This window comes from Dietzia aurantiaca (genome assembly GCF_021033825.1).
Lineage (GTDB): Bacteria > Actinomycetota > Actinomycetes > Mycobacteriales > Mycobacteriaceae > Dietzia > Dietzia aurantiaca.
On sequence record NZ_JAIFXZ010000011.1, the window covers coordinates 42566 to 57792 of the forward strand.

Sequence of the window (15227 nt, forward strand, 5' to 3'; positions counted from 1 at the left end):
CCCCCTGTCAATCCTTCCTCCGGCCTAGGTGATCCGCGGGATCCGTCTCGGCGCCGGTGCGCGCGACGGCGTCGTCGCATTTCTCGCGTTCCTTCTCCTCGCCTGCCTGCAGGCCCCGGGGCAGATCGTCCCCGACACCAAGTACGACCTGGTCGCTGACCCGGTCCGTTTCCTCGCCGGCGCCACCCACCTGTGGACCGGGATGTCCTTCGGCGGCCAGGTCCAGAACCAGGCCTACGGCTACCTGTTTCCGCAGGGGCCGTTCTTCGCGCTGTTCGACCTGGTCGGGATGCCGGCCTGGCTGACCCAACGCCTGTGGTGGGCGGTGCTGCTCACCGTGGCCTATGTGGGCGTGGTGCGCGTGGCGGCCGCGCTGCGGATCGGCACCCGCCAGACCCGCGCGGCCGCCGGGATCCTCTACGCGCTCGCCCCGCGCATGCTCGGCGACCTCGGCTCCATCTCCTCGGAGATCTGGCCCGTCGCGCTGGCGCCGTGGGTGCTGCTGCCGGTGATCCGGGTGCTGCAGGGCCGCATGTCGCCGCGCCGCGGCGGGGCGGGGGCGGCGCTCGCGCTGGCGCTCATGGGCGCGGTCAACGCCGTGGCCACCGCCGCCGCGTGCCTGCCCGCGATCTTGTGGTGGGTCATGCATCGCCCCGACCGCACGTGGGCACGCCTGGCCGCATGGTGGCTGCCGCTGTCCGCGGCGGTGTGCGTGTGGTGGGCGGTGCCGTTGGTGCTGCTCGGCCGGGTCTCGCCGCCGTTCCTCGACCACATCGAGTCCGCCGAGGTGACCACCCGCTGGTCCTCGGTGACGGAGGTGCTGCGCGGCGCCTCGACGTGGGTGCCGTTCGTCTCCACCGACCGCATCGCGGGCGCCGCCCTCACCAGCGAGCCCGTGTACGTGCTGGCCACCGGCGTGATCGCGGCCGTCGGCGTGGTGGGACTGCTGCGCCGGGGCATGCCCGCCCGCGGCCGACTGCTGGTGATCGCCGCCGTGGGACTGGTCGCGATGGCCGCGCCGTGGGTGGGTCCCGCCGGCGGCGGCCTGGCGGAGACGGTGCGCGCGTTCCTTGACGGCTCCGGCGCCCCGCTGCGCAACGTCCACAAGTTCGAGCCGCTGCTGCGCCTGCCGATCGTGTTGGGCGTGGCGCATCTGCTCGCGCACCTGCTCGCGCGGGTCGGCGGGGACCGCCGTCAGGTGGCCGACACGCTGGCGCACCCCGAGCGCGACCGCTCCGTCGCGCTGGCGATGGTCGTGGTGCTGGCGGCGTCCGTCGCGGTGGCCCCGGCGTGGCTGGGCAAGCTCGCCCCGGTCGGCGCGCACGAGCAGGTGCCCGACTACTGGCCCGAGGCCGCGGCGTGGCTGTCGGAGAACGCGCCGGTGGCGGGGCCCGACGGTACCGATGACCCCGCCGGCACCACGCGCGCCCTCGTCGTGCCCGGCGCCTCCTTCGCGCGCCAGGTGTGGGGCGTGACCCGCGACGAGCCACTTCAGCCGCTCGCCGACACCCCCTGGGCCGTCCGCGATTCGGTGCCGCTCCAGCCCGCCCCCGCGATCCGCGCCCTCGACGCCGTCCAACGCCGCCTCGCCGACGGCCGCCCCGCGCCGGGCATGGCCGCCACGCTCGCCTCGCTGGGCATCGGGTACCTGGTGGTGCGCAACGACCTCGAGGGCACCGACGCCTCCGCCTCCGCCGCCCCGCGGCCCGCACTGGTCCACCAGGCGCTCGAGGGTTCGCCCGGCCTGGTGCGGGTCGCCGACTTCGGTGCGCCGGTCGGCGGCGCCCGCGCGCCCGAGGGGGACGACGACGCCGACGGAGACAATGCCGACGACGACAAGGCCGACGACGACAACGCCGAGGACCCTGAGCCCGTCGTCGTCCCGGATTCCGGGCTCCGGCCCGCGTATCCCGCGATCGAGATATACCGCGTCGACTCCCGGCTGGGCTCCGATGCGACCGCCCCGGGTCCGCCGCGCTCGGCCACGGCGCCGTACACCGTGGAGGTCCGCGACCTGCCGGTGGTCGCGGGCGGCCCGGAGTCGCTCGCCGCGCTGGACGACCTTGGCGTCGGGAGCGACACGACCGGCTCCCCGGCCCGGGTGACGCGCCTGCTCGAGGCCGACGCGCTCGCCGCCGATGTGGGGCCCGGATCGGACCCGTTCCCGCGGCCGCGGCCGGTGAACTCGATCGGGCCGGTGCTCACCGATTCGCCGATGGACCGTGAGACCGACTTCGGCCGCCTCGACCACCACTCGTCCGCCGTGCGGGCCGAGGGCGATCCCCGCCGCAGCCGCGGCACGATCCCCGACTACGCGGCCAGCGTCGCGGACGAGCAGCCACCGCTGGCCCGGGCGCGCTGGTGGGATGCGCGGGTGACGGTGTCGTCGTCCGCGGCGGACTCCGCGCAGACCGGCCCGGTGCGCCCGTCGCATTCGGTGGCCGCGGCGGTCGACGGCGACCCGGACAGCACGTGGCGCTCCGGCGGAATCGGCTCGGCGTTCGGCGAGTGGATGGAGATCGAGCTGCCCGAGCCCGTCGACCGCGCCGTGCTCCGGCTGACCGTGCCCGAGCCGACCGCCGGGGCCGCGCTGACGAGTCTGCAGGTGCGCACCGACACCGGCACCACCACGGTGTTCCCGTCGCTCGGCGAGGAGACGACCATCGCGTTGCCGCCGGGCGAGACCGAGCGGGTCCGCGTCACGGCCACCGGCTTCGCCGACGGCGGTCGCGGCACCTACTTCGAGATCGCGGACATCGGGCTGACCACCGGCGGCGAGGACGTCCCCCTGCTGCGCACGATCGCGCTGCCCGATCGGCCCGACCCCGCGCCGGCCCCCTCCGGGTGGCTGCTGCGCCAGGAGCTGCCCGGCCGCTCGGATTGCGTCCACGGCGGCTCCCCGGTGGACGGGCTCGCCGGTGCCGAGGAGGAGACGGGCGCCGTCCGCTGTGCGCCCGAACTCTGGATCGAGGCCGAGGAACCGGGGCGTTTCGCCCGCCTCCTCGACGTCCCCGCCGACACCGAGGTCGTCCCGCAGCTGCTGGTCCGCCCCCGCTCCGGACCCGCGCTCGACGACGTCCTGCGCGGCACGCCCGCCAGCCGCTTCCGGCAGGTCCGCGCCTTCGGGGACTCCGAGGTCACCGACCCCGCCGGCGGGCCGAACGCGGCCGTCGACGGCGACCGCGCCACCAGCTGGCACGCCCCCGACGGGCCTTCGCCCACCCTCGAACTGCGCCTTCCCGGCCGGCACCTCGTCGGCTCGCTGCGCCTGTGGGCCCCCCGCGCCGCGGCCCCCGCGGCTCCTGCGGTCGTGACGATCGACACCGGCGTGCAGCGCACGAGCATCGACCTGACCGAACTCGCCACGGAGGAGGACGGCTCCGTCGTCGTCGACCTTCCCCCCGACTACACCGACCGCGTCACGCTCCGCCTCGACACCACCGCCGACGTGCGCGACCCCGGTGGGGCGCCCGTGCCCGGCGGACTGGCCGAGGTCTGGGTGCAGGACGACACAGGCGCCCGCATCGGCGCACTGCCCGCAGCAGACAGTGAGCCTGTCACCCTGACCTGCCAGGACGGGCCCCGGATCCACATCGGCGACCGGATCGTCGGAACCCGCATCAGCGCCTCGCGTCGCGACCTGCTCTCCGGCGCCGCCGTCCCGGCCGAACTGTGCGACAGCCGGCCTGTGGAGCTCGCCGCGGGCCCGCAGGAGGTCTCGGTCGACCCCGGGGAGGCGTTCACGGTCGACGCGGTGGGGCTCCGCGTCGCCCCCGGCAGCGAAGGCGGGCCCGCTGGCTCGGGCGGCCCAGGTGGCGAGGGCGGACGCGGCGGCGAGGGCGCGGCCCGCAGCGCCGCGCCGCTCGGGGGCGGCCTCCAGGCCACGCGCGCCGTCGGCACCGTGGCCTGGGAGGACTCCCGCCGCGAGTTGTACGTGTCCGGCTCGGCGCGCGAGCGGGTGCTGGTCATCCCCGAGTCGGTCACCCCGGCGTGGCAGGCAAGGCTCGTGGCCGACGACGGCACCGAGCTCTCCGACCCGCGGCCCGTGACGATCGACGGCTGGAAGCAGGGCTGGGTCCTGCCCGCCGCCGACACCGGGATGACGCTCGTCCTCACCGTGCCGCTCGACCGCCCGTACCGGGCTGCACTGCTGACCGGGCCCATCGCGCTGCTGCTGGTGCTCGTGCTGTTCCTCGTGCGCGGTCAGCACGACCGTGCCGGGACGCGGACGACCCCGCGGCGGGCCGGCGGCGCCGTGATCGTGGCTGCGACTGCGGTCTTCGGGTTCGCCGTTGCCGGGCCGGTGGGGCTCGCCCTGACCGCCGGTCTCACCGGTGCGGCACTGGTGACCAGCAGGTACCTGGGTGCGGGACGGGCGCGGCGCTGGCTCGTCGTCGGCAGCGGGATCGGGATCGTCGGCGGCGCGGCGCTGCTGGCGCGTGCCCCGTGGCCGGACCCGCTCGGCTACGCCGGTGACGGCTGGGCGCCTCAGGTGGCGACGGTGTTCGGGCTGGTCTGCGCGGGGTTGGCGGCGGGCTGGCCGTCGGTGGGGGTGCCGTCGGTGGGGGCGTCGTCGTCGGACCGGTCTTCGGCTGGGACTTCGTCCCGGTCGTTGGCTCCGTCGTCGGACCGGCCGTCTGACACCGGCAGCGCGCCCGGGTCGCGGCGCGGCGACAACCAGCGGCGCGACGGCTCCTCCACCAGCGAGTAACTCACCGCGGCGATCACCGTCGACACCGCCGCGGTGAGCAGCCAGATCTCGAGCATCCGCCCGGAGAACATCGGCACGAACGCGATCTGGAACGCGAAGTGCAGCACCAGCACGTGCCACAGGAACACCCCGTACGACCAGCGGCCGAGCATCGTGACCGGCCCCGAGCCCAGGACCGCGAAGCGCTGGTCCTCCGGCGCGAGCACGACCGGGGCGAGCAGGAAGAACGCCACCGCTGCGCCGAGCGCGGTGCGGGCCGCGAACTCCAGGCCGGACGGGTGGACGAAGCCCTCGGTGAACCACTGCGGCACCGTCGAGGCGAGGAACGCGGCCGCCGCGAGCGCCCACCAGCCCCAGCGCGCGTGGCGGTGCCGGGCCAGGGCGGCGATGCGGCCCTGCGGGGCGGCGACCAGTTCGGCGAGAATCATGCCCGCCGCGAACCAGGAGGCGAAGGCCAGCGGCAGGATCTGGTCGTTGAGCCGCTCGGGCAGCCCCAGCTCATACCAGGGCACGAGCGCCCACCCGAGGCTGAGCACCCCCGCCCCGGCGATCACCGGGATCCGCCACCGCGCGGCCGCACCCCGCAGCCGGGCCAGCGCCCACCACAGCAGCGGCAGCACGAGATAGAAGGTCATCTCCACCGACAGCGACCACGCGTGCGTCAGCCCCTCGGCCAGCGAGTCCGGGACGAACACCTGTGTCAGCGTCAGGTTGGCCGTCCAGGTTGTCAGCGGGCTGGAGGCGTTCTGGGGCAGGAGCAGGAACGCGGCTGCCACCAGCAGGAGGTAGGCGGGCATGATCCGAACGACTCGCGAGCGCAGGTAGGTGCGGGCCGGGCGGGCGGTGCCGGGGGCGCCGGAGCGGGCGTGCAGGGCGTGGACGCGCCACAGCAAAAAGCCCGAGAGCGCGAAGAACACGGCCACCGACAGGTCCATGCGGCCCCAGACCCGGTGGATCGCCGACCCGGTCGAGGAGGCGGTCTGGAAAGCGACATGGGTGGTGAGAACGGCGAAGGCGGCCATCGCGCGCAATCCCTCGAGCGCCGGGACGAACCCGCGGGCGGCCGGGAGAGTGCCGACTCGGTGGTCGGGGGTGCCGTTTGCGTTCTTCATCACTGTTAATCTTCTCCTGATGATGGTCCGGCCCGGGCGATCGCCCCGGTGAACCCCGGGCGGTGGGCGGACCGACGGCGATACTCCAGGAGGACTACCGATGGCACGTCAGAGCAGTTCCGCGGGACGGAGGTCGACTGTTCCCGCGCTGGTCCTGGTGGGGCTCGGGACCTTCCTGATCACTATCGCACTCGCGCTGGTGTTCTTCGTGGTGCCGGCGCAGAAGAAGACGCCGCTGGACATCAACTCCACGACGGTCACCGAGGTCTCGCCGGGCGCGGTGCTCGTGGGACTGTCGCTGGCGACCAACACGCCGACCGATCTCAACGCCGATCGCGAGGAGTGCCGCGTGCCCGACGCGAGCGGGGACGACGCGGCTGCCGGTGAGGGCGCTGCCGAGGGCGGGGACGTCGAGGCGGTCGGCGACGACGAGGCCGACGACTCCGAGGTCCAGCTCGCCGTGAGCTGCTTCATCGACAACGACATCCCGCTGTACTCGCAGCGTCGCGTCACTGCCGTCGAGCCCTCGGACTCCGACGTGATCACCATGCAGGCCGCGCAGTCGCTGCTGCGCGAGGACCTGGCCGATGGTGGCGACAACGCCGCGCTGATCAACGCCACCGTCGACCGCATTACCCTCGACCGCGTCACGGCCATGCCGATCGACGAGGCCACCAGCACCATGCAGGTCGTCGCCGCCGGTGGCGAGGAGTCCGCCCCCGTCGGCTTCGTCCGGGATGGCCTGCAGTACAAGTTCCCGTTCGACACCGAGCAGAAGTCGTACCCGTACTTCGACGCCAGCACCTTCACAACCAATCCGATCGAATTCGTCGGGGAGACCACCGTCGGCGGCGTCGAGGCGTACGAGTTCCGCCAGGACCTGGGCCCCATCGACATGTGGTCCTCGATCCGCGACCACTTCGCCTCGATCTCCGAGGGCTACGACCCGGCCGTCGAGTCCGTCCTGGCCAGCTACCGCCGCGACGGCATGACCGCCGGCCAGTGGGGCCTCGAGGGTGACCCGGAGCGCGAGGTCGACATGCGGCGCTTCTACACCAACACCCGCACCATCTGGGTGAACCCGTCCACCGGCCAGATCGTCAACGGTTCCGAGGACATCTTCCAGTTCTTCGCCGAGGACCAGGCCGAGGCCGACGCCTTCTTCAACGACAAGACCGCCGTGGAAGAGGAGAGGGCCGAGCCGACCCGCACGGCCGTCCGCTTCCAGTCCGGCTGGAACGAGGAGACCCAGGAGATCACGCTGGCGGGTGCGCAGGACAGCGCCGACACCCTCAACACCTTCGGCCGCGTCGTGCCGATCATCCTGGGCATCCTGGGCGTGCTGTCGCTGATCGGCGGCATCGTGCTCGGTGCTCGCGGCGGCGGTGCCGGAAGCTCGCGCACCGCGGGCCGCAGGCCGGGCGCGTCGCGTTCCGCCGGGCGCGCCGGTTCTGCTGGTCCCGCTGGTACTGCTGGCCCTGCCGGTTCTGCTCCGGGCGGGTACGGCTCCGGCGGGCCTGCGGGTCCCGCTGCTGGCGGCTCCGGTCCTGTCGGTCCAGGTCCGGACGCCCGCGCCTGATCTGGCGTTCGGGGCCGGGGCTGTAGTCGCCCGCAGCCCGGCCCCCGCCCGCCTGCCCCGGTCCGTTCGCCTGGCCCGCCCGCCGGATATATCGACAAGAGCGTTCCGCACACAACGTCCGAGAGGACAGTGTGCGGAACGCTCTTGTCGTTGACTCCAATTCCGCCCCGCCGCCCCCGTATCGATCCGTTGGCCAGCCCACCGGGGCGCAGACAGAAATCCGCCGGTCGAACTGCGATCTGCCGCCGGAGCTCCTGCGGCAGATCGCGATTCGAGCGGCAGATCTCAGGGGCGGGACCCCAGGCGGGGTGATTGCTCAGGCGGGCCGGACCCGGAGTGCGCGCCAGCCGGCGACGACCGTGGTGACCAGCACGACGACAAGCGTCGCCCCCAGAACCCCGGTCACGTCACGAGGTGCGAACCACACGACGACCGCCGTGAGCGCCAGCCCGCACCAGGCGACGCCGGCCTCGACGGTCCGATTCGTGGCGATGGTGGCCAGCAGGAACGCCTGCAGCACACTGAGCACCACGCCGAGTGCGGCGAAGGCCCAGAGCAGCCCGGCGACCGGCTGGTAGTCGGCGCCGACGAGTACCGGCACGAGCGGGGCGGCCACTGCGGCACCGAGCACCACCACCGCGCCGATCCCCAGCAGCACACCGACTGCGGAGCGGACAGCACCCCGGTGCCCGGCGGGATCGGCCATGCGGGGATAGAGCACGGTGCCGACGGCCTGGGGGAGCCAGAAGGCGGCCTTCGCAGCAACGGCCCCGAGCGCGTATCGACCCGCATCCTCGGGGGAGAGGAGAGCTCGGGCCAGAAGTAGGTCGACCGAGGTCAGCGCCATCATCACCAGCTGGACCTGCCCGGCCGCGAGTACGGCGGCCACCCCGGGCGACGACGGCCCGGGCGACAACGGTCCGGCTTCGCGACTGAGGAAGGCGGAGGAGTCGGACGAGCCAGACGAGACGGCGAAGCTGGCGCCGGCCGCCACGATCCGGCCCGCCACCAGCCAGGCCGCCGCCACACCGACCGCCCCGGCCGCGAGTGCCGTACCGACTCCGCCGCCGGCCGCGAGCACGCCGACCGCCGGCACGACCTTTCCCGCGCCGGCCAGTGCCAGCACCGCGCCCAGCGCCCGGAACCGTTCGGCGCCCTGGAGCAGGCCCTGCTCGGTCGCGAGAAGACACAGCACCGGGCCCGGCACCAGGGCTGCGGCGGTGGCGAGCACGGGCGTGTCCAGCAGAAGCGACACCGGCACCACGGCCAGCGCCGCGACGAGCGCGACCAGCAGCGCGACCCGTCGGCCGAGCGACCGCAACGTTTCGCTCGGCACGCCGCGCACGAGCTCGCGCGCCACGACCGCCTGCAGCGCGAGCGACGGCACCGCCACCAGCAACTGCGCTGACAGCAGTGCGGCAAAGGCGCCGTAACCCTCCGGCCCCAGCCAACGCGAGGCGGGCAGATGTAGCAGGTAGGCGGCGATGTTGGCGAGCATCGAGCCCGCCGTCACCGCTCCTGCGCCGGTCAGGAAGCGCCTGGTGGCGGAGTCGGGTGCCGCCGTGCGTTCCTGATGTTCCACACGGGTGATCGTAGGCGGATGCGGGAGACGAGCCCATCCCGCGGTACGGAGGCCGAGCAGGCGCGAGCGCGGATGCCGCTCTGACGACGTGATGGAATGTCCGCATGTCAGCCAGCGCCGGGGTCCGCGGTCGGGTCGGCGCGGCCGCGCTGACGGACGCCGGCATCGGTCTGGTCGTGACGGCCCTGCTCCTGGCGGGACTCGCGCGCCCGGGCTTCCCGCTGTTGCGGGACTGGGTGGCCACCCCGAGCCCGCCGCTGTCTGATGCGGCTCTCGGGCTGGGGGAGTCGGCCGCGCGGGCGGTGCCGCAGGAAATCGCGATGGTGTGGGCGAGCCGGACCCTGGACGCGGTCGGGCTGCCGATCTGGCCGCTGACGGGCCTGCTCACGGCGATCTTCTGCGTGTGGCTCGCGGTCGCGGCGGGCGCCCTGGTCCGGCAGGTCATGCCGGTGCTCGGCGGGGCAGGCGGAGTGGACGCCGCAGGTTCGGCGGGCTCTGCGGGTTCGGCGCGGGCGGCGGGCGCTGCGGGTTCGGCGCGGATCGCAGGCTCGGCGGTCTGGATCCGGCTGCCGGCGGTGGTGGGCGCGGTCTGGAATCCGTTCGTGGTGGAGCGGCTGCTGCAGGGGCATTGGTCTCTGCTGGCGGGCGTCGCGGCCGTGATGACGATGCCTGTGTTCCTCGCGCGTGCGGACCCCGGAGACTTACGCGCCCCGAATGGTCCAATCCGGGCGCGCAAGTCCGTGGAAAACGCGCATTCCGGGCGCGCAAGTCGGGCGGGCCGCGGGGCCGGGGGAGCGCGTGGCGGGCTGCGTATCGCCGGGGCCTGCGCTGCGCTGGCAATCGCCGGTCTCACGCCCACCGGGTGGGTGCTGGCCGTCATCGCTGCGGCAGTGGCGCTGATCTGCGCGGACGTGTCGCCTGGCCGTAGGGCGTGGGCCGGTGCGCGAGCGCGTGCGGCCGTGGCGCTCGCGGCAACGGCCGCGGTCACCGCCCTGCCGTGGTTGCTGGCGACGGCCTTGGCCAGCGGTGCGGGACCGGCAGGCGGCGCCGGACCTGCAGGCGGCGGGGGGCCAGCCGGTGCTGCGGCGACCGGGGTGGCCGCGTTTGCCGCCCGCGCCGAGCCCGGCATCGGCACGCTCGGCTCGGTCGTCGGGCTGGGCGGAATCTGGAACTCGCAGGCGGTGCCGCCGTCGCGCGCGACGTGGTGGGCGGCCGCCGCCCTGGTGTTGCTCCTGCTGGTCTGGGCGCTCGCGGCGCGCGGGTTGTGGCGCTCCCGGCACCTGCCGGCGGTGCGGGCGACGATCCCGACCGCAATCCTCACCTGGTTCCTGGTGACGTTGGCCGCGACGGGACCGGGAATCGCTCTGCTGGACGCGCTGGTCGGGACTGTTCCGGGCGCGGGCCTGCTGCGGGACACGCAGAAGTTCGTGGCGCTCGCCCTGCCGGCGACGGTCCTCGCGCTGGCGTTCGCGACCCGCGCCCTCGCCACGCGCCTTCGACCGATCGGCGCGGCCATCGCAGTGACGGCCATCGCGATCGCCGCGGTCCCCGACGCCCCCCGTGTTCTGTGGGGCCAGCTGCGGCCGGTCACGTTCGGCTCGGGCTGGGCGGAGGTGGCCGCCATCGTCGACGGCCAGCCCGGCGATCTGTTGGTCCTGCCGGCCGGGTCGTTCCGTTCGACGCCGCTGTGGGCGGACGGCCGCGCAGTCCTCGACCCGGCGCCGCGACTGCTGGACACACGCGTGTTGGTGCCGGGCGATCTCGTGGTCGGTGGCGCGGGCCAGGCTGCGGTCACTGGCGAGGGGGATCGCGCGCGCCGGGCCACCGAGGCGCTGATGCGTGGCGAGGATCCGCAGGTCCTGGCATCGATGGGCATCCGCTGGGTGCTCGACGAGCGCACGTCCGCCGGGCCCCGCGGCGAGTCGGCGCGGACCCTCACCGCGGAGGACGCCCCCCGAGAAACCACGACGACGACAATCTTCTCCAACCCAGAACTCACCCTCTACGAGCTGCCGCCGCCGGCCGGGGCGAATCTGCCGGACGCAGCGGGTCTGACGACTGAGTCGAGTGCCGACGAGATTGCGTCGACCTGGAAAAACACCCTGTCCGAGGCATCCGCAGCCCCGGCCTCGGGAGCCGCCCGCGGGGTGGTGCTCGCGGCGCACGCACTGTGGCTGATCGTCCTGGTCGCCTCGATCGCGCTGGCCACGGTGCATGTACGGGCGGGCCGGGTCGACCGCAACAGCTGACGCCGCAATGGGTGCCTACACCGCGGAGGTACACCGCGGAGGCGACGGCTCGGACCCCGCACGTGCAGCACTCGACGTCGTCGCGATCGCTGGACGTCGACGCGGGCCGCGATACCCGGCGCTATTCGCCGCTGACCGCGCCGCTGATCACACCGCTGACGCGCCGACCCTCGCCGACCGCCCTGAGGACCTGTTCCATCGCCGACGCGGTGGCGGGCCACGACATCCCCGCGGCCTTCCGGCGGGCCGCCTCGCCCATCCGGTCACGAATCCAGGGTTCAGCCAGGAGACGGTCCACGGCGACTGTCATCGCGGTGACGCCGTCGACGAGGAGGCCGGTCTCGTCGTCGTCGATCGAGTCCCGCAGCCCCGCCGCGTGGTGGTAACCCACGGTCGGCACCCCGTGCTGCGCGGCCTCGGAGACGGCGAGCCCCCACCCCTCCTTGCGCGACGGCATGAGGTGCACGGCCGCGTCGGCGAGGAGGCGATGCTTGGTGGGCTCGTCGACGTGGCCGTGGAACACGACGGCGCCCGCGGTCTCGGGGGGCCCGTCGGCGTCGAGGCCGTGCTCGGCGGCGTAGTCGTGCAGCTTCTCGGCCCACCAGCCGCTGCCGATCACGTCCAGCACCAGCCCGGGATGGCGCGGCCGCAGCGCGGCGACCACGTCGAGCGCGTCCTCGACATGCTTGTGCGGCACCAGACGCGAGAGCACCACCAGGCGCGGGGCGGCGGGCGCGGGGCCGGGGTCGCCAGCAGGCGCGGCATCGGGTGCATCGGCCGGCGCGTCATCCCCCGCGAAGCCCTCCGGCAGCGGGTCGAGACCGTTGCGCACCACCGCGATCCTCGCGGGGTCCACGCCCAGCTCGGCGAGCTCCTCGGCCGACGGCAGCGAGACGGTCACGTACTGACTGCGCGCGTGCACCCGCGGCGCGAGCCACGACTCGATCCACCAGCCGATCGGCGCCACGAGCCGCCCCGCGACCGGCCACTGCTCGCGGTGGATGTGGTGGACGAGCAGGACCACGGGGGAGCGGGTGACCAGGCGGGAGAAGAAGGGGACGCCGTTCTGGGTGTCGACGACGACGTCGGGCCGTCGCAGAACCCCGAGCGGTCCCAGACCGGCGCGTCCCAGGAGCATCGCCGCCAGGGCCCGTGGGTAGACGGAGAAGCGGCCGCCGGCCCTGCTGAACCGAACCCCGGTGGGGCTGGTCTCGGAGCGGGCCGCGCCCCGGGACCGGGAGGTACGGAAGACCACGGTGTGGCCGGCGGCGGCCAGGCCGTCGGCGACGTGTTCGAGATACCGCTCGCTTCCGCCGCCCTGCGGGTGCGTGCTGTCTCGCCAGCACAGGAGCAGGATTCGGGACACGCGGACACTGTACGCAGCGGCCCGTCCGTGCTCGCCGCCCGCCCGCACCCGCCCCCACGTCCCCACATCCCCACATCCCCACATCGAGAAGCGGGTTCGGCGCAGGTGGTTCTCGGGCTTTGTGGGCGGAAGGCTCTTGGCGAGTGGGGGGTGGAGGGGAGGGCGCCAGCGGTATCGTCACCGCCGTGATCACAGACGCCGTCCACCGCTCGGACGCCCTGCGCTCGGTGGCCCGCCGCGCAACCCTCGGCCGGTCGCTCGGACTGCTGCGGTCGTTCCCCCAGGAGCAGTCCGACCCCGACGTCTTCTACTCCGGTCTGGCCCGCGACACCGTCGAGCTCGTGGCCGATCTGTGGGAGCAGGCCGGCGACGGGGTCGCCGGTGCGAACGCTGGCGGGCGGCTTCCCGGGCTGACCGTCCTCGACGTGGGCGGCGGACCCGGTTACTTCTCCGAGGCCTACGACGCCGAGGGCGCCCGGTACGTCTCGGTGGAACCCGACGTCGGAGAGATGGCCGCCGCCGGCATCACCCAGACGGGCTCGGTCCGGGGGAGCGGCATGGCGTTGCCGATCAGGTCGGACAGCGTCGACATCTGCATCTCCTCCAACGTGGCCGAGCACGTCCCCGAGCCCTGGACGATGGCCGAGGAGATGTGCCGGGTGACGCGACCGGGCGGCCTCGTCGTCATCTCCTACACCCTCTGGTACGGCCCCTTCGGCGGCCACGAGATGGGCCTGACCCACTACCTCGGCGGCGAGCGCGCGCGGCGCATGTACGAACGACGGCACGGCCACCCGCCCAAGAACTACTACGGCGAATCGCTGTTCGAGGTGGGCTGCGCCGAAGGGCTGGCGTGGGCGCGCGACACCCGCTCGGCCGAGCTCCTGTCGGCGTTCCCGCGCTACCACCCGCGGTGGGCGTGGTGGCTCGTGCGCGTGCCGGGCCTGCGCGAGGTGCTGGTCTCCAACCTGGTGCTGGTGCTCCGCGCGCGGTAGCCAAGGTGCCACGGCGCGGTAGCTACGGCGCGGTGGCGCGGCGGCGACCGGGGCCGAGGCCCGTAATGGAGACACCCTCCCACTGCCGGACACTCGTCTACAGTGTGTGGAACACGTTCCTGTTTTCCATCTACGGAGGTCCTCGTGGTCGTCGTCCATGACAAGCTTTTCTCCGGCACACGCTGGGCAGATCCCATCACCACCGGAGTCCTGGAGGTCCACTCCCCGGCCACGGGATCCGTGGTCGGTCGGGTCGCCGAGACCACGGTCGAAGACCTCGACGAGATGATCAACCAGGCGCGCGACTCGTTCGAGTCCGGCATCTGGCGCAAGACCCCGCCCGCCGAGCGCGGTGCCCTCATCGGCCGCGTGGCCGACATGATCGAGGAGCGCCAGGCCGAGGTATGCCGGATCCTGTCCGACGAGATGGGCACGCCCGCCTCGACCGCCGCGATGATCCAGGTGACGCCGACGCTCGGCGTGCTGCGCTACTACTCGAAGCTGGCCGCCGACTTCCCGTGGAGCGAGGTCCGCAACGGCGACTTCGGCGCGTCCGTGGTCACCCGGCAGCCGGTCGGTGTCGTCGCCGCCATCACCGCCTGGAACGTCCCGCTGTACCTCAACGCCGCCAAGCTCGGCCCGGCGCTGCTGTCCGGCAGCTCGGTGGTGCTCAAGCCGTCGTCCGCCACCCCGCTGTCCGCGCTGTGGCTGGCCGACCTGTTCCGCGAGGCCGGCCTGCCTGAGGGCGTGCTGTCCGTCGTGACCGGCCCCAGCTCCGTGGGCGACCACCTCGTGTCCAGCCCGGAGATCGACAAGATCTCCTTCACCGGCTCGACCGGCGTCGGCAAGCACATCGCGAAGATCGCCGCCGAGAACCTCACCCGCTGCTCGCTGGAGCTGGGCGGCAAGAGCGCCGCGATCGTGCTCGAAGACGCCGACCTGGCCTCCGCCGGCGGCACCATGGTGTTCTCGGCCCTGATGAACTCGGGCCAGGCCTGCGTGTCCCAGAACCGCATCCTCGCGCCGCGCTCGCGCTACGACGAGGTGGTGAACGCGCTGGTCGAGAACGTCTCGCTCATGCCCGTCGGCGACCCGGCCGACGAGGGCACCATGTTCGGCCCGCTCGCCAACCACAAGCAGCAGGCCAGCGTCGAGGGCTACATCCGCCAGGGCGTCGAGGAGGGCGCGACCGTCGCGTACGGCGGCGGCAAGGTCGAGGGGCTGCCCGCCGAGGTGGCCGACGGCGCGTTCGTGCAGCCCACCGTCTTCCGCGACGTCGACAACTCCATGACCATCGCCCAGGAGGAGATCTTCGGGCCGGTCATCCAGGTGATCCCCTACGACTCGGTCGACGAGGCCGTGCAGATCGCCAACGACTCCGAGTTCGGCCTCGCCGGCGCCGTCTACTCGCAGGACCCGGACGCCGCGCTCGCGGTGGCCCAGCGGGTGCGCACCGGAACCATGGGCATCAACTGGTACGCCTTCGATCCCACCGCCCCGTTCGGCGGGTTCAAGAACTCCGGTATCGGTCGCGAGAACGGGCCCGAGGGCCTGGACGCGTACTGCGAACTGCAGAGTGTGCTCATGCCGTTCGGCTGGGAGCCCTCCGAGGGCTGAGCCGAGCCCCGGCTCG

Annotated in this window: 7 protein-coding genes and 1 pseudogene; 5 read left to right on the plus strand and 3 right to left on the minus strand. The window is 73.6% G+C overall.

The window, feature by feature from the left end; all coding sequences use genetic code 11:
• The first annotated feature begins 28 nt into the window (after nucleotides 1-28).
• Complete coding sequence (locus K3888_RS17980) at nucleotides 29-4711, plus strand: DUF3367 domain-containing protein (protein ID WP_372459572.1); 4683 nt, start codon at nucleotides 29-31, stop codon at nucleotides 4709-4711.
• Nucleotides 4712-4722: 11 nt separating this feature from the next.
• Here K3888_RS17980 and K3888_RS12180 read toward each other — a convergent pair.
• Nucleotides 4723-5823 (minus strand): annotated as a pseudogene (locus tag K3888_RS12180) (acyltransferase family protein); the annotation flags it as partial.
• 100 nt (nucleotides 5824-5923) lie between these two features.
• Here K3888_RS12180 and pgfA point away from each other — a divergent pair.
• Complete coding sequence (gene pgfA / locus K3888_RS12185) at nucleotides 5924-7402, plus strand: cell envelope lipid trafficking protein PgfA (RefSeq protein WP_230930531.1); 1479 nt, start codon at nucleotides 5924-5926, stop codon at nucleotides 7400-7402.
• A 316-nt stretch (nucleotides 7403-7718) separates the two neighbouring features.
• On the opposite strand, the gene K3888_RS12190 is transcribed toward pgfA, so the two are convergent.
• A complete protein-coding gene (locus K3888_RS12190) occupies nucleotides 7719-8900 on the minus strand; it encodes a polysaccharide biosynthesis protein (protein ID WP_269075145.1) in 1182 nt (393 codons plus the stop codon).
• Between the two features lie 188 nt (nucleotides 8901-9088).
• Here K3888_RS12190 and K3888_RS12195 point away from each other — a divergent pair, with 188 nt between their 5' ends.
• Nucleotides 9089-11233, plus strand: a complete 2145-nt coding sequence (locus K3888_RS12195; RefSeq protein WP_230930533.1) for an MmpA family trehalose lipid delivery protein — start codon at nucleotides 9089-9091, stop codon at nucleotides 11231-11233.
• A 121-nt stretch (nucleotides 11234-11354) separates the two neighbouring features.
• Here K3888_RS12195 and K3888_RS12200 read toward each other — a convergent pair whose 3' ends face one another.
• Nucleotides 11355-12599 carry a glycosyltransferase family 4 protein gene (locus tag K3888_RS12200; protein WP_230930534.1) on the minus strand — a complete coding sequence of 415 codons (1245 nt, stop codon included), beginning with the start codon at nucleotides 12597-12599 and terminating at the stop codon, nucleotides 11355-11357.
• A 185-nt stretch (nucleotides 12600-12784) separates the two neighbouring features.
• On the opposite strand from K3888_RS12200, the gene K3888_RS12205 reads away from it, so the two are divergent.
• A complete protein-coding gene (locus K3888_RS12205; protein ID WP_230930535.1) occupies nucleotides 12785-13594 on the plus strand; it encodes a class I SAM-dependent methyltransferase in 810 nt (269 codons plus the stop codon).
• A gap of 144 nt (nucleotides 13595-13738) precedes the next feature.
• A complete protein-coding gene (locus tag K3888_RS12210; RefSeq protein WP_230930536.1) occupies nucleotides 13739-15211 on the plus strand; it encodes an aldehyde dehydrogenase in 1473 nt (490 codons plus the stop codon).
• The last annotated feature ends 16 nt before the right edge of the window (nucleotides 15212-15227 follow it).